The organism is Streptomyces sp. col6, from assembly GCF_008042035.1.
Taxonomy (GTDB): domain Bacteria; phylum Actinomycetota; class Actinomycetes; order Streptomycetales; family Streptomycetaceae; genus Streptomyces.
Genome location: NZ_RDBL01000014.1, coordinates 186,994 through 203,411, shown reverse-complemented (window position 1 = coordinate 203,411; position 16,418 = coordinate 186,994). Strand labels below are relative to the sequence as shown.

General features: G+C 71.2%; 10 protein-coding genes. 9 read left to right on the top strand and 1 reads right to left on the bottom strand.

Features of this window, described 5'->3' with window-relative positions:
* The first annotated feature begins 6 nt into the window (after positions 1-6).
* From EAO73_RS24715 to EAO73_RS24675, 9 genes are all read left to right on the top strand, one after another.
* A complete protein-coding gene (locus EAO73_RS24715; protein WP_412075174.1) occupies positions 7-786 on the top strand; it encodes a carbohydrate ABC transporter permease in 780 nt (259 codons plus the stop codon).
* A 52-nt stretch (positions 787-838) separates the two neighbouring features.
* Complete coding sequence (locus EAO73_RS24710) at positions 839-3,253, top strand: glycoside hydrolase family 3 N-terminal domain-containing protein (protein ID WP_147973775.1); 2,415 nt, start codon at positions 839-841, stop codon at positions 3,251-3,253.
* A gap of 197 nt (positions 3,254-3,450) precedes the next feature.
* Positions 3,451-4,536 carry an endo-1,4-beta-xylanase gene (locus tag EAO73_RS24705; RefSeq protein ID WP_147973774.1) on the top strand — a complete coding sequence of 362 codons (1,086 nt, stop codon included), beginning with the start codon at positions 3,451-3,453 and terminating at the stop codon, positions 4,534-4,536.
* Positions 4,537-4,562: 26 nt separating this feature from the next.
* Complete coding sequence (locus EAO73_RS24700) at positions 4,563-7,745, top strand: glycosyl hydrolase 115 family protein (protein ID WP_147973773.1); 3,183 nt, start codon at positions 4,563-4,565, stop codon at positions 7,743-7,745.
* Between the two features lie 35 nt (positions 7,746-7,780).
* Positions 7,781-8,161, top strand: coding sequence for a hypothetical protein (locus EAO73_RS24695; RefSeq protein ID WP_147973772.1), 381 nt, complete (start codon positions 7,781-7,783; stop codon positions 8,159-8,161).
* Positions 8,162-8,249: 88 nt separating this feature from the next.
* Positions 8,250-8,528 (top strand): DUF1876 domain-containing protein, encoded by a 279-nt coding sequence (locus EAO73_RS24690; RefSeq protein ID WP_147973771.1) that lies wholly within the window; start codon positions 8,250-8,252, stop codon positions 8,526-8,528.
* A gap of 115 nt (positions 8,529-8,643) precedes the next feature.
* Positions 8,644-9,741 carry an NADH:flavin oxidoreductase/NADH oxidase gene (locus EAO73_RS24685; protein ID WP_147973770.1) on the top strand — a complete coding sequence of 366 codons (1,098 nt, stop codon included), beginning with the start codon at positions 8,644-8,646 and terminating at the stop codon, positions 9,739-9,741.
* 233 nt (positions 9,742-9,974) lie between these two features.
* Positions 9,975-13,250 (top strand): LamG-like jellyroll fold domain-containing protein, encoded by a 3,276-nt coding sequence (locus tag EAO73_RS24680; protein WP_147973769.1) that lies wholly within the window; start codon positions 9,975-9,977, stop codon positions 13,248-13,250.
* Between the two features lie 148 nt (positions 13,251-13,398).
* Entirely contained in the window at positions 13,399-13,911 is a 513-nt protein-coding gene (locus tag EAO73_RS24675; protein WP_224756432.1) for a GNAT family N-acetyltransferase, read from the top strand.
* Positions 13,912-14,010: 99 nt separating this feature from the next.
* Here EAO73_RS24675 and EAO73_RS24670 read toward each other — a convergent pair whose 3' ends face one another.
* A complete protein-coding gene (locus EAO73_RS24670) occupies positions 14,011-16,281 on the bottom strand; it encodes an AbfB domain-containing protein (protein ID WP_147973889.1) in 2,271 nt (756 codons plus the stop codon).
* Between the last annotated feature and the right edge of the window lie 137 nt (positions 16,282-16,418).

Genomic DNA, 16,418 nt, shown 5'->3' with positions numbered 1-16,418 from the left:
GGCTCGGTGGTCTGGCTCCTGCTCGTGATCGTCCCGCTCTACACGCTGGTCTCGTCCTCGCTGATGCACCAGGACGAGGCGCTGAACGGCGACCCGCTGGCCGTCCCGACCGACCCGACGCTCGACAACTACCGCACGGTGCTGGACAGCGGCTTCTCCACGATGCTCTCCAACACGGCGATCGTCGCCGTGGCGACCACGGCGATCGTGCTGGTCCTCTCGATCCCCGTCGCGTACGTCGCGGTACGCACCCGCAGCAGGCTCTCCGGACTCGCCTTCCGCACCTTCCTGCTCGGCGTCGCCATCCCCGCCCAGGCCGTGATCGTGCCGCTCTACCTGCTCATCACCAAGATGGGCCTGTACGACAGCCTGCCGGCGATCATCCTGCCGACCGCGGCCTTCGCCATGCCGGTCGCGGTGCTGATCCTCAGCGGCACCATGCGCGACGTCTCCGAGGAGATGTACGAGGCCATGGCGCTCGACGGCGCCTCGTCGCTGCGGATGCTGTGGCAGTTGGCGATCCCGATGTCCAAGGCGGGCATCAGCACGGTGGCGATCTACACGGCCCTCCAGGCGTGGAACGGCTTCCTGTTCCCGCTGATCCTGACCCAGTCCGAGGAGAACCGCGTACTGACCCTCGGTCTCTTCAACTTCATGTCCCAGTTCGGGGTGAACATCCCGGCCGTGCTCGCCGCGATCGTGCTCTCCGTCGTACCGATCTTCGCCGTGTACCTCGTGGCACGGAAGGCGCTGGTCAACGGACTGATGGGGGTGGGCGGCAAGTAGCGCGTCCATGCCGCCCCGTACCACCGCACTCTTGAGAGGAATCCCCGCCGCCATGGCAAACCCCCCTGTTCCGCACGCCCGTAGGACCGCAGCGGCCACCGCCGCCGACGGCCCCTGGCAGGACCCCGCGCTCGCCCCCGAGGAGCGTGTGGCCGACCTTGTCTCCCGGATGACCCTCCAGGAGAAGACCGCCCAGCTGTACGGCATCTGGGTGGGCGCCGACGCCGACGGGGACGGGGTCGCCCCGCACCAGAACGAGATGGTCGACGCGATCGACTGGGACGCGCTGATCCCGCGCGGCCTCGGCCAGCTGACCCGCCCCTTCGGCACCGCCCCCGTCGACCCCGCCGTCGGCGCGATCTCGCTGGCCCGCGCCCAGCGGGCCATCGCCGGCGCCGGCCGCTTCGGCATCCCGGCGCTCGCCCACGAGGAATGCCTCGCCGGCTTCACCGCCTGGGGCGCCACCGCCTACCCGGTCCCGCTGTCCTGGGGTGCGGCCTGGAACCCGGACCTGGTCACCGAGATGGCCCACCGGATCGGCGGCGACATGCGGTCCGTGGGCATCCACCAGGGCCTCGCCCCGGTCCTGGACGTGGTGCGCGACCTGCGCTGGGGTCGCGTCGAGGAGACCATCGGCGAGGACCCCTACCTGGTCGCCACCATCGGCACCGCGTACGTGAAGGGCCTTGAGTCCGCCGGGATCGTCGCCACCCTCAAGCACTTCGCCGGATACGCGGCATCGGCCGGCGCCCGCAACCTCTCGCCCGTCCGGGCCGGGGCCAGGGAACTCGCCGACGTCATCCTGCCGCCCTTCGAGATGGCCCTCCTCGAAGGCGGCGCACGCTCGGTCATGCAGTCCTACGCGGAGATCGACGGGGTGCCCTCGGCGGCCGACCCCGCCCTGCTCACCGGACTGCTCCGCGACACCTGGGGCTTCGAGGGCACCGTGGTCGCCGACTACTTCGCCATCGGCTTCCTGGAGACCCTGCACAGGATCGCCGAGGACCGCGCCGACGCGGCCCGCCTCGCGCTGCGCGCCGGGGTCGACGTCGAACTGCCCACCGTCCGCAGCTACGGCGACGAACTCGCCGCCGCCGTCCTCGCCGGTACGGTCCCCGAGGACCTCGTCGACCGCGCCCTGCGCCGGGTCCTCCTCCAGAAGTGCGCCCTCGGGCTCCTCGACCCCGACTGGACCCCGGTGCCCGCACTCCTGCGGGACAGCGACCCGGAGCAGGCCCGCGAGACCATCGACCTGGACCCGCCGCGCAACCGCGCCCTCGCCCGCGAACTCGCCGAACAGGCCGTGGTCCTGCTCGCCAACCCGCGCGGCGCCCTGCCGCTCGCCGGGACCGGGCGGATCGCCGTGGTCGGCCCCCGCGCGGACGACGCGCTCGCGATGCTCGGCTGCTACTCCTTCCCGAGCCATGTCGGCGTCCTGCACCCCGGAGTCGCCATGGGCATCGACATCCCCACCGTGCTCGACGCGGTGCGCGGCGCGTTCCCCGCCGCCACGGTCACCGGCGCCCCCGGCTGCGAGGTCGACGGGACGGACACCTCCGGCATCGCGGACGCGGTGGAGGCGGCCCGGGACGCGGATGTGTGCGTCGCCGTGCTCGGGGACCGGGCCGGACTGTTCGGGCGCGGCACCTCCGGCGAAGGCTGCGACGCCGACGACCTGTCGCTGCCGGGCGTTCAGGGCGAACTGCTCGACGCGCTGCTTGACAGCGGCACCCCGGTCGTCCTGGTCCTGGTCACGGGCCGCCCGTACGCGCTCGGCCGCTGGGCGGAGCGCACCGCCGCCGTGGTGCAGGCGTTCTTCCCCGGTGAGGAGGGCGGCCCCGCCCTCGCCTCGGTGCTCTCCGGCCGGGTCAGCCCCTCCGGCCGGCTTCCGGTCTCCGTGCCGCGCCACCCGGGCGGCCAGCCGTGGACGTACCTCCAGCCGCCGCTCGGACTCGCCAACGGGGTCAGCAACCTTGACCCGACGCCGCTGTACCCCTTCGGCCACGGGCTGACGTACACCTCCTTCGCCTGGGAGCCCGGCACCGCGCCGCCCGCGGAGATCCCCACCGACGGCTCCGCCGACATCGAGCTGACCGTCCGCAACACCGGCGACCGGGCCGGCGCGGAGGTCGTCCAGCTGTACGTGCACGACCCGGTCGCCCAGACGACCCGGCCCGACACCCGGCTCATCGGCTACGCCCGGGTGCCGCTCGACGCGGGCGAGGAGGCGCGGGTGCGCTTCCGGTTCCACGCCGATCTGGTCTCCTTCACCGGCATCGGCGGCCTGCGGGTCGTGGAGCCGGGCGCGCTGGAGCTGCGGCTCGCCACCTCCAGCGGTGCCGGGGACATCCGGCACACCGTGCACCTGCGGCTCAACGGTCCCGAGCGCACGCTCGACCACCGGCGCCGGCTGGTGTGCGACGCCCTGGTCGAACCCGTGACGGCGGCCGCCCCCCTACGCGGCTGACCGGCTCACGTACCACCGGGCGGGGCGCGCGCGGCCCTTACCGCAGCGCGTCCCGCCCGGTCGCTCCTCGTCCGTACCACCGGCCCGCCGGAGGTACGGACGAGTGCGCGAAACTTTCGAAACACCCACACCCGCGCACGCGGCCCGGCCCACCTCCGGGCACAGCGCCGTGCGCTTCCCGGAAAGGGTTTTCTGTCATGCGCAAGCCAATCAAGGCCGTGCTGGTCGGCGCCGCCGCCGCTGCCCTGCTCGCCCCCTGCACCATCAACGCCTTCGCGCACTCCGGCCACGAGGGCGGACCCGAGAAGCCTCCGGCCACCACGCTCGGCTCCCTCGGCAAGCGCGCCGACCTGCGCATCGGCACCGCGGTCGACATGGCGGCCCTGGCCGACGACGCGCCCTACCGGGCCAAGGCCGCGAGCGAGTTCAGCTCCGTCACCCCCGAGAACGTCATGAAGTGGGAGGTCGTCGAGCCGAGCCGGGGTACGTACGACTGGTCGGCGGCCGACGAGCTCGTCGACTTCGCCCGCGCCAACGGCCAGCTCGTGCGCGGCCACACCCTGCTCTGGCACAATCAGCTGCCCACCTGGCTCACCACCGGCGACTTCACCGCCGACCAGCTGCGCGCGATCCTGCGCAAGCACATCACCGACGAGGCCCGTCACTTCAAGGGCCGCGTCTGGCAGTGGGACGTCGTCAACGAGGCGTTCAACGACGACGGCACCCTGCGCGACTCCATCTGGCTCCGGAAGCTGGGCCCCGGCTACATCGCGGACGCCTTCCGCTGGGCCCACGAGGCCGACCCCAGGGCCAGACTGTTCATCAACGACTACAACATCGAGGGCGTCAACGCGAAGAGCACCGCCCTCCACGACCTGGTCGTGAAGCTGCGCAAGCAGCACGTACCGATCGACGGCGTCGGCATCCAGGGCCACCTCTCCGTCCAGTACAACGCGCCCCACGACATCGCCGAGAACATGAAGCGGTTCGACGACCTCGGCCTGGAGACCGCGATCACCGAGGCCGACGTGCGCATCCCGATGCTCTCCGACAGCACCGAGCAGGAAGCGCAGGCCGAGGGCTACGACGTACTGCTGCGCGGCTGCCTGCTGACCCCGAAGTGCACCGACTTCACCGTCTGGGGCTTCACCGACAAGTACTCCTGGGTGCCGTCCACCTTCGAAGGCGAGGGCGCGGCCAACCTCTTCGACGAGAACTACAAGGCCAAGCCCGCCTACAGCGCCCTGCGCGACGACCTGCTGCTCGTCGCGGGCCGGCACTGAGCGCGGAGAGGGACAGGGAGAGCAGAATGGACAACGACACCCCGCGGCCCACCAGCCGCCGATCGGTCCTCGGCCTCGGCCTCGGGCTCACCGCACTCACCGCGACCCCGCTCGGCTCCCTCGTCGGGCTCACCGGCGAGGCGTCGGCCACCGGGCACGGCCCCGCCGCCCGGCCCACCGACCCCGGCGCGTACATCGCCTTCACCGCATCGCGCGGCAGCTTCCCGCTGGTCAGGCACGGGCGGGCGACACCGGTCCTGGTCAGCGACCGCGACTGGACGGGCGTCGTACGGGTCGCCGGCGACCTCCGCGACGACATCGAACGCGTCACCGGTGTCCGCCCCGCCCTCGCGCACGGGGCGGTCCCGAAGGCCCGCGAGATCACGGTCATCGGGACCGTGGGCCGCAGCCCCCTCATCGACCGGCTCGTCGCCGACGGCCGGCTCGACGTCTCCTCGATCCGGGGCAAGTGGGAGACCAGCCTCCAGACCGTCGTCGACAAGCCGTTCCCCGGCGTGGAGCGCGCATTCGTCATCGCGGGCAGCGACCAGCGCGGGACCGTCTTCGGCGCGTACGACGTCTCGCGGGGGATCGGCGTCTCGCCCTGGTACTGGTGGGACGACGTCACCCCCGTACACCGCGACGAGATCCACGTACGGCCCGGACTCCACACCCAGGGCACCCCGGCCGTGAAGTACCGCGGCTTCTTCATCAACGACGAGAACCCGGCCCTCGGCACCTGGGCGCCCGCCCACTTCGGACCCGGCAAGGCCCCCGGCTTCGAGGGCGGCTTCAACGCCGACTTCTACGCCCGGGTCTTCGAGGTCATGCTCCGGCTCAAGGCCAACTACCTGTGGCCGGCCGTCTGGGGCCGCGCCTTCGCCGAGGACGACCCGCTCAACCACGCCACCGCCAAGGCGTACGGCGTGGTCATGGGCACCTCGCACGAAGCGCCCATGATGCGCGGCATCGAGGAGTGGAACCGGCACGCCGTCGCCGCCGTACGCGACAGCGACGGGAACATCACCACCCCCGGCCACGACCCCTACGGCGGCACCGGCGAGTGGTCCTTCCGCCGCAACGCCGCGGCGCTGAAGGCGTACTGGGCGGAGGGCATCCGCCGGATGAAGGACGAGGACTTCGAGGGCGTCGTCACCCTCGGCATGCGCGGCAACGGCGACGTCAGCCTCCCCGACGGCGACGGCATCGAGCTGATGACCGAGATCATCGCCACCCAGCGCGAGATCCTGGCCGAGGTCTCCGGCAGGGACGTCACCACGATCCCGCAGGTCTGGACGCTCTACAAGGAGGTCCAGCGCTACTGGGACCGGGGCCTGCGCGTCCCCGACGACGTCACCGTGGTCCTCACCGACGACAACTGGGCCAACATCCGCAAACTCCCCGACCCCGCCGAGAAGCCGAGGCCGGGCGGCTACGGGCTGTACTACCACTTCGACTACGTCGGCGTCGGCCGCAACTACAAGTGGGTGGACACCACATCCCTGCCCAACATGTGGGACCAGCTCCACCAGTGCGCGGCCTACGGCAACCACGGTCTGTGGGTCACCAACGCCGGCGACCTCAAGGGCAACGAGCTGCCGACCCAGTTCTTCCTGGAGTACGCCTGGAACCCGGAACGCTGGACCCTGGACCGGCTGCCGGAGTGGGAGGAGACATACGCCCGGCAGAACTTCGGCGGGAAGCAGGCCGAAGAGATCGCCTCCGTGCTGCGCACCTACGCCCGGCTCCAGGCGCGCCGCAAGCCCGAACTCCTCAACCGCCGGATCACCCTCGACCCGGCCAAGGACCCCGCCACCGACAGCTCGGCCGTCGTGTACGACGACCGGGCGTCGCCGTTCGGCCTCGTCCACTACCGCGAGCTGGAACGCGTCACCGAGGAATGGCGGGTCCTCGGGGAGCAGGCCGAACGGATCGGGCGCCGGCTGCCCGCCTCCGCCCAGGACGCATGGTACGAACTGGTCGGCTACGAGGTGGCGGCCACGGCCAACCTGTACGCGCTGCGCGAGGCGGGGTTCACCAACCTCCACTACGCGGCCCAGGGCCGGGCCCTCACCAACACCCTCGCGGCCACCGCCGAGGCACGGCTCGCCGACGACTTCGCGCTGGCCGACCGCTTCAACGCCGGGATCGCCGGCGGCAAGTGGCAGGGCTTCCAGACCCAGCCGCACATCGACTACGGCGACATCGAACGCTACGGGCCCAACGCCCCCTGGCAGCAGCCCGAGATCGACAACGTGGCTCTGAAGGACGTGCTCTTCCCGGCCGTCACCCGTATCGACCTGCCCGCGCGGGCCGAGATGGGCGTCGCTGTGGACGGCTCCACCGCCTGGTGGCCGCACGAGACCGAGCCCGCCGTGCTGCCGGTGTTCAGCCCGTACCAGACCCGGCCCGCCCAGTACATCGAGGTGTTCAACCGGGGTCGCGCGCCGTTCGACTACCGGGTGCGGACCGGGGCCTCCTGGCTGACCGCCGACCGGGTGCGCGGCCGGGTGGACACACAGGACCGGATCACCCTGCGCGTCGACTGGGACCGGGCGCCGAAGGGGGTGACCCGTGTCCCGGTCACGGTCGGCGGGCCGGACGGAACGGAGGTCGTGATCACGGCGGTGATCGACCGCCCCGCGCTCTCCCGCGCCCGGCTCGGCGGCTTCGTCGAGGCCGGTGGCTATGTCTCCATCGCGGCCGACCACTACCACCGGGCCGTCGGCGGCTGGGACGTCCACTGGGAGCGCATCCCGGACATCGGCCGCACCGGCGCCGGGATGGAACCCTTCCCGGTCACCGCCGCCCGGCAGACGCCCGGGGGCCGGAGCCCGCGCCTGGAGTACCGGGTCAGCCTCTTCACCACCGGCCCGGTCACCCTGCACACGTACCTCTCGCCCCGCAACAACCCGCTGCCGACCGACGGGCTCACCTACGCCGTCTCCTTCGACGACGCCGTGCCGCAGCGGGTGAACGTCACGAAGGCGACGGGGGCCGACGACGGGACCATGAACGCGCAGTGGGCCCGTAACACCTCCGACAACGTCAACGTCACCAGCACCGTCCACCGGATCGCCGCCCCCGGCACGCATGTGCTGAAATTCTGGATGGTCGATCCGACGGTGGTGCTCCAGAACCTGGTGATCGACACCGGCGGCCTCGAACCCAGCTACCTGGGTCCGCCGGAGAGCCTCCGGCTGGACTGAGCCCGGGGTCCGGAACACGGGAAGGCGCGGAAGCGATGACGAACGAGCACGAGGACACCGGAATCCGGGACATCGCCCCCGCCGGGGCGGAGGTCGGGATCCGGGTCGCGACGCCGTCCGGCGACCTCACCCTCCTGTGCACCCCGGCCCGCGCCCGGGAACTGGCCACCGCTCTCGGCTTCGCGGCGGACGAGGCCGAGAGCGGCCCGGCGGACCACGTCACCGTCAGGGCGGACGAGCTGCGCCGGGGCGACGTGCGCGACGGCGACCGCCCCATGACGGTGGAGGCCGTCCGCACCGACGGGGGCACCGCCCATGTCACCTGGTCCTCGGGCGCCGGGCGCAGCTGGAACCAGATGTACGACGTGGCCGCCTCCATCCCGCTCCGCCGCCGGGGACGGGGGGCCGGCGCCTGAGCAACCCCCGGCCACCGGTCCCGCCCGCTCGCGCGCCGCGCCCGCGCGAGGCGCACCCTGGAGGGGAGACCTTCCGGAGGTGAGCGCCATGACCCGAACCGCTGTCGGCTGGCACATCGAGCTGGAATTCGAGGAGGACACCCACCGCACCCGCGCGGCAGCCCTGGTGCGGCTCTCCGACGGACAGGAGGTACGCGCGCACGGCTACGCAAGCCGCCACCCCTCGGACGCCGAGCAGCCCCGGGTGGGGGAGGAGATCGCCGGAGCCCGCGCGCTGAACGAACTCGCGATGAAACTGCTGACCAAGGCCCACGACGAGATCGACGAGGCCTCCGGCCGCACCTCGTACCCGCTGAGCCCCCACTGACCCGGGGCCCGGCGCGGGTCCCACTAGTACGAGAGTGGTCGTAATTTGACGGGCGTCGTACTACGGGATGTATCGTACTAGCGATCCTTCCGTACCCGGCGAAACGGAGTCCGTCGTGAGTGCCCTCTTCGAGCCCTACACCCTCAGGTCGCTTGTCGTGCCCAACCGGGTGTGGATGGCGCCCATGTGCCAGTACAGCGCCGCGGTGGAGGGGCCGGAGACGGGCGTGCCGGGCGACTGGCACTTCGCCCACCTCGCGGCCCGCGCCACCGGCGGCACCGGCCTGATCCTCACCGAGGCCACCGCGGTCAGCCCCGAGGGCCGGATCAGCCCGGCCGACCTCGGCATCTGGAACGACACCCAGGTCGAGGCGTTCCGCCGGATCACCGACTTCGTCAAGGCGCAGGGCTCCGTGGTCGGTATCCAGCTCGCCCACGCCGGCCGTAAGGCGTCGACCGCGGCGCCGTGGACCGGTGGCGGCCCCGTCGGCCCCGACGCACACGGCTGGACCCCGGTCGCCCCGAGTCCGCTGCCCTTCGACGAGGGCTACCCGGTGCCGCACGAGCTGACCGCCGACGAGATCGCCGGTGTCGTCGACGACTTCCGCGAGGCCGCCCGCCGCGCCGTCGAGGCCGGCTTCCAGGTCGCCGAGGTGCACGGTGCGCACGGTTACCTCATCGGCCAGTTCCTCTCCCCGCACACCAACCACCGCACCGACGAGTACGGCGGAAGCTACGAGAACCGCGTGCGCTTTGCCCTCCAGGTCGTCGACGCCGTGCGCGAGGTGTGGCCCGAGGACCTGCCCGTCTTCTTCCGGGTCTCCGCGACGGACTGGCTCACCGAGAACCCCGAGGACGAGCGCGACGGCTGGACCGCCGACGAGACCGTACGGCTGGCGGCGCAGCTCAAGGAGCACGGGGTCGACCTGCTCGACGTCTCCACCGGCGGCAACGCGCCGCGCGTCCGCATCGCGACCGGCCCCGGCTACCAGGTGCCCTTCGCCGAGCGCGTCAGGAAGGAGACCTCGCTGCCCGTGGCGGCCGTCGGTCTCATCACCGACCCGCAGCACGCCGAGAAGATCCTCACCGAGGGCCGCGCGGACGCCGTGCTCCTCGGCCGTGAACTGCTGCGCAGCCCCTCCTGGGCCCGCGACGCCGCCCGTGCGCTGAACGGCACCGTACACGCCCCTGTCCCGTACGGCTACGCGATCTGACCCACCTTCGGGACATTCCGTTTCGTTCCCGGACCGCCCCCTTCGCACCCAAGGTGTGTGAAGGGGGCGGTCTGCGTGTGCCGTCTCCCGAGCCCGCGTCCGCCACACTTTCTATCGTTGAAAAATCCTCGCGCACGACTGTTGTTTTGCGTTTGATGCTGTGGCTCAATGTTCGATTGTGTGCTGTGCCTCACAGGTTCGAGGCACTTCAGCTCTCTCGACAGGACGACGCCTTGAGACCACAAACGCCCCACCCCCGCGCTCTGTTCAGGACAGCGGCCTGCGCCGCCGCGCTGCTCATCCCCCTCGGTGCCACGCTCGTCCCGGCCGCCGCGGCCGCCCCCGCGAGCGCCGCTTCGACCACCTTCAAGGCCGGTGACCCGGCCACCACCGTCCACGGGCTGAAGGGCGAGTACTTCAGCATGTCCGCGCCCGGCGCGCGGGACTTCGACAAGCTCGGCGGGGTCGCCCTCGAACCGAACATCAACTTCCCCGGTCTGGCGGGCACGTTCGAGTCGACCACCGGCCAGGCCGAGAACACCACCGCCCGCTGGACCGGTTTCCTCACCGCTCCCGAGGACGGCGACTACACCTTCGCCGCCAGTGGCGACAACGGCTTCCGGCTGTTCATCGACGGCAAGGCCGTCATCGACCACTGGCAGCCGGACTGGGACAACGAGCAGACCAGCGCGCCGATATCGCTCAAGGCCGGCGAGCCGCACGAGTTCAAGCTGGAGATGTTCCAGGACACCGGCGGCGCCAACATGTTCCTGCGCTGGTCCAGCGCGAAACTGGCCAAGCAGTTCGTCCCGGAGTCCGCCTTCACCCCGCCCGCCGACTTCGAGGTCTACCCCGTCGGGCTGAGCGTCGCGGACAACGGCACCGAGCTGCACGCCGTCTTCGACGACAAGGTCAGCGACTACGCGGACCTGAAGAACCACCTCACCGTCGAGGCCGACACCACCCCGATGCCGGTCAAGTCCGTCACCCGGGCCCGCGGCGGCAAGGAACTCGTCGTCAAGCTGGACGCCGCCGTCCTCAAGGACCAGCGCGTCAAGATCGCGTACGACGGCAAGGGCGGCCTGAAGGCGGGCGGCGAGACCGTCCCCGACATCAACCGCACGGCCACCAACAACTCCACGCACCGTCTCACCACCAAGTGGGGCGACAAGGTCGACCGCAACCACCCGCTGCCCGAGTACCCCCGGCCGCAGCAGGTGCGCGACAAGTGGAAGAACCTCAACGGCCAGTGGGAGTTCGCCGGGGCCGAGGCGGGCGAGAAGCCCGTCTTCGGCAAGAAGCTCGGTGAGCGCATCACCGTGCCGTACCCGGTCGAGTCGCAGCTCTCCGGCCTGGAGCGCCACGAAGACCACATGTTCTACCGCAAGCTCGTCACCGTCCCGCAGAACTGGGCGGTCAAGGCCGACAAGCACGGCAGGAGCAACCGGCTGAAGCTCAACTTCGGTGCCGTCGACTACCAGGCGACCGTCTGGGTCAACGGCAAGAAGGTCGCCGAGCACACCGGCGGCTACACCGCCTTCACCGCCGACATCACCGACGCGATCAAGGGCAGCGGCCCGCAGGAGATCGTCGTCGGGGTCACCGACACCACCGGTGCCGACCAGCCCACCGGCAAGCAGTCGGCCAACCCGGGCGGCATCTTCTACACCGCCTCCTCCGGCATCTGGCAGACCGTCTGGATGGAGCCCGTCGCCCCGGCGGCCGTCGACTCCCTGACGACCACCCCGGACATCGACAAGGGCAACCTCGCCCTGACGGTCAATTCCGAGGACGCCTCGAAGTCCGCGACGGTCACCGCCGTCGCCCGTGACAAGAAGGGCAAGGTCGTCGGCAGGATCAGCGGCCCGGCCAACCGCGAGCTGAGCCTCCCGGTAGCCAAGCAGCACCTGTGGTCCCCGGACGACCCGTACCTGTACGACCTGGAGGTCACCCTCAAGGACGGCGGCTCCAAGGACACCGTCGACAGCTACTTCGGGATGCGCTCCGTCGGCATCGCCGACGTCGGCGGCTACCAGAAGATCGTCCTCAACGGGAAGCCGTTCTTCTCGCTCGCCCAGCTCGACCAGGGCTTCTACCCGGACGGCCTGAACACCGCGCCCAGCGACGACGCGCTGGTCTTCGACCTGAAGGCGCAGAAGGACCTCGGCTTCAACTCCGTGCGCAAGCACATCAAGGTCGAGCCCGCCCGCTGGTACTACCACGCCGACCAGCTCGGTCTGTTCGTGTGGCAGGACTTCGTCTCCGGCAACCTCACCAACGAGAAGGGCCACCAGGCCTTCATCGACCAGGGTGCCGAGGAGATGGAGCAGCTCCACAACTACCCCTCGATCGGCTCCTGGATCGTCTTCAACGAAGGCTGGGGCGAGTGGGACCGCACCGAGACCGGCAAGATCACCGAGCAGGTCCAGGCCGCCGACCCCTCCCGCATCGTCAACGCCCACAGCGGTGTCAACTGCTGCAACTCCAAGGGTGACTCGGGCAAGGGCGACATCATCGACCACCACGACTACAACAACACCGACCCGGCCTTCCCGGACGCCACCCGCGCCGCGATGGACGGCGAGCACGGCGGCTTCACCCTGCGGATGCCCGGCCACATGTGGCCCGGCGCCCCGACCGTGATCTACAGCGGTGTCGCCGACAAGGCCGCGCTCACCGCCAAGTACGTCGAGAACACCCGTAATTACTACCTGGAGGCGGCCGGCGCCGAACTCTCCGGCTCCATCTACACCCAGGTGACCGATCTGGAGAACGAGCTCAACGGCCTCTGGACGTACGACCGCCGCGAGATCAAGGTCGACGCCGCCCAGGTCCGCAAGATCAACCGCGAGGTCATCGCCGCCGGTGCCGCGGCCGGCACCCGCACCCCCGTCAAGGGCGGCGGCTCCTGGTCCCTCGACGAGAACAAGGGCACCAAGGCCTCCGACAGCGGCCCGAACCACAAGGACCTGACCCTCTCCGAGGGCACGTCCTGGACCACCGGCGTGCACGGCTCGGCGCTGAAGTTCAACGGTGAGGGCCAGTACGCGGAGACCGACGGCCCGGTCGTCGACACCACCGGCGACTACACCGTCTCCGCCTGGGCCTCCCTGGATGCCCTCCCGGGCAACTACGCCACCGTCGTCAGCCAGGACGGCCGGCGCCAGGAGAACCCGTTCTACCTCCAGTACGGACAGGGCGCGTTCGCCTTCTCCACCCCCGGCGCCCACCGGGCCCGCGCGGAGATCAAGCCCGAGCTCGGCCACTGGTACCACCTGGTCGGCGTCCGCAGCGGTGACGAGATCAAGCTGTACGTGGACGGCAAGCTCGCCTCCACCGCCCCGGCCGGATCGGCCGACGTCAGCAGCGGCGCCCTGTCCGTGGGCCGCGCCAAGTGGTCGGGCAACAACACCGACTTCTGGAACGGCTCCGTGGACCAGGTGCAGGTGTACGACAAGGCGCTCACCGACCAGGAGGTGACCGCGCTGTACGACGGCGGCAAGGCGTGACCCCCCGCGTGTAGCACCCCGCCCCTCAGGACCGCTCCCGGCGGTGCGCGGCACGAGCCCGCACCGCCGGGAGCTTCCGGCTGCCCGCGCCCCGTTCCGGGATGAGGCCGACGCGCCGGTCGGCGGGCCGCTGTGTGAGGATCACGGGATGACCGAACCACGGATACGCCGCCGTCGCGACGACGACATGGAGTCCTGCGTCGAGGCCCTGGCCACCGTGTACGAGGCGGACCGCTACCCGGTGGCGTGGCCGGCCGACCCGGCGGGCTGGCTCACGCCCGGCGGGCTGCTCGGGGCCTGGGTGGCGGTGGACGGTCCGCGTGTCCTCGGGCACGTCGCCCTCACCCGCACCGGCGATGCCCTGGCGGCCCGGATCGGGCGGCCCGCCGCGGAACTGGCCGCGGTGTCCCGCCTGTTCGCCACGGCCACCGCGCGCAGACGCGGTGTGGCCCGCGCCCTGCTGGCCGCCGCCGCGCGGGCCGCTGCCGGCGACGGCCTGCGGCCCGTCCTGGAGGTGGAGGACGGCGGCCGCGCCGCGGTCGCGCTCTACGAGCGCTCCGGATGGCGCCGCGTGGGCAGCCGCCCCGGCGACTGGACGACGCCCGACGGCCGGACGGCCCTGCTCCACACCTACACGGCTCCGCCGGCCGTGACGGCGTAGACCGGGGGCCCGGACACGGGTACGGGCGCGGGCGCACGACCGAGGGCCCGGACACGGCGCCTGCGCGTCGCGTCCGGGCCCTCGGCTCCGGGTATCAGGTCAGGGCGCCCAGGGCGCCTCCACCTCCCAGGTGGTGTCCTCGGTGAACGTGGCCGGGTTGTCCCAGTCGTGTCCGCCGCCCGGGGTGGCCAGCCACACCTCCGACTTGATGTGCCGCAGATAGCTGCCTGGCAGGTTCGCGCTGGTCAGCCGGACACCGCCGGTACCGGCGACCGCGCACCAGGTGGCGTCGGCCTTGTACAGCGCGGACCCGTCGTTGGCATCGCGGCGGACCCGGAAGTCCCGGTGGCGCAGGTACTCGCCGGGGTAGTTCCGCGACTCGAACGAGTAGCAGTTGCCGTTCGCCAGACCGGGGACGATCTTCCAGGTGGCGTCGTTCTTCAGCAGCGCGCTGCTGTTGCCGTCGACGACCTCGGTGAAGGCCAGCGCGTCCTGGTGGCGCAGGTACTTGTTGGTGTACCCGGGCGTGGTGACCCGCAGCGACTTGTAGCCGCCGGTGGGCAGGGTGACCGGCGGAGCCGGGTTCTTCGAGGCGTTGATCAGGGCCTGGTTCGCGGCCCGCACCCGGGCGGTGTCCACCTTGACGACCTGGCGGTCGTAGGTGAGCAGCCCGTTCGCCTCGTTCTCCACATCGGTGATCTCGGTGTAGACCGAGGCGGACAGGCCCGCCGGCAGCTGGCCGATCCGGATGCCGTCGATGAGCCCGGTGAACCGGTCGTTCAGCGCGGCGATGCTCGGCTGGTCCTCGTAGCTGAAGCCGCCGCCGGGGAACCACTCGTGCCCCGGGACCTTGTAGCCCAGGCCGCCGAACTCGCCGAGGACGGCCGCGCGCGTCGCGGTCGGCGCGGTGTTGCCGGGGCCGACGTAGATGTGGTTGTCGACCACGTCCCCGTTGCCGCCGTCCACCGAGCCGCAGCAGTTGACCCCGCTCATGTTGTCGACCAGTCGGGTCGGGTCGTACGCCTTGACCTCGTTGGCGATCCTGGCCTGGTCGTACTGCCCCCAGCCCTCGTTCTGGTCCACCCACATGACCAGGGACGGCGAGCTGCGGTGCTGGTCGATGATCGCGTGGAACTCGGCCTCCCACTGGGTGCGGGCCGCCGAATCCGGGCTCTTGCCGGTGTCCATGGCCGGCATGTCCTGCCAGACCAGGAGGCCCAGCTTGTCCGCCCAGTAGAACCAGCGCTGCGGTTCGACCTTGATGTGCTTGCGGACCATGTTGAACCCGAGGTCCTTGTGGGCCTGGAGGTCCGACTTGAGCGCGGCGTCGGTCGGCGCGGTGTAGATGCCGTCCGGCCAGTAGCCCTGGTCCAGGGTGCCCGTCTGGAAGACGAACTTCCCGTTGAGGACCGGCCGCAGGACGTTGTCGACCTTGGCGATCGCGATCGAGCGCATACCGGTGTAGCTGCCGACCGAGTCCGTCACCGCCGAGCCGTCGAGCAGCTCCGCCTTCACGTCGTAGAGGAACGGGTCGTCAGGGGTCCACAGATGCGTGTTCGGCACCGGCACGGAGATCTGGGAGCCGACCGTACCGGTGGCCGAGCCGACCACGGTGCCGCCGCTGGAGACGGTGACCCGCGCCGTACGCCCGGACGCGGACGCGCCCTGCACCTTCACCCGCAAGGTGCTGTCGCCCAGGCTCGGGGTCATGTCCAGGCGGGTGATGTGCGCGGCGGCGACGGGTTCCAGCCAGACCGTCTGCCAGATGCCGGAGGCGGCGGTGTAGAAGATGCCGCCCCCGTTGTGCGGCTTGACGTCGTTGATCCGCTGTTTGCCGACGGCCTGGCCGCCGGTCTGCGTCGGGTCGTAGACGGACACCACGATCGTGTTCGTACCGCCGTTGAGCTGGGGGGTGATGTCGTACGAGAACGAGTCGTACCCGCCCTTGTGCGCGCCCACCTGGGTGCCGTTGACCCAGACCGTGGTCTGCCAGTCGGAGGCGCCGAAGTTGAGCACGGTCCGGCGGCCGTTCCAGTCCGAGGGCACGGTGAAGGTGCGCTTGTACCAGAGCTTGTCGTTCTCGGTGATCCTGCGCTGGATGCCCGAGAGCGCGGACTCGGCGACGAACGGCACCCGGATCTGGTCCTGCCACGACGACGGCTGTCCGGCGTCGCGTCCGGTCACCGCGAAGTCCCAGATGCCGTTGAGGTTGGACCAGTCGGACCGGGTCAGCTGCGGGCGCGGGTACTCCGGCAGCGGCTTGTCGACCGGGACCTGATTGGTCCAGGGCGTCGTCATCGGCGGGGTCTTGGGCGTCCAGGACGCGGCGCCGGCCGGCGAGGCGCCGACCCCGACCAGCGCGGAGGACACCAGGGCCAGCAGGCCGGCCGTCGCGATCGTCCGTCTCCACCACGGCTTTCGGCCGGGTACTCGTAAGCGGCTCACGGGTTCGTCTCCTTGATTCGGTTCGGCCCCCGGGGACGGGGGCGGTAGGGGGAGGTGCGCGG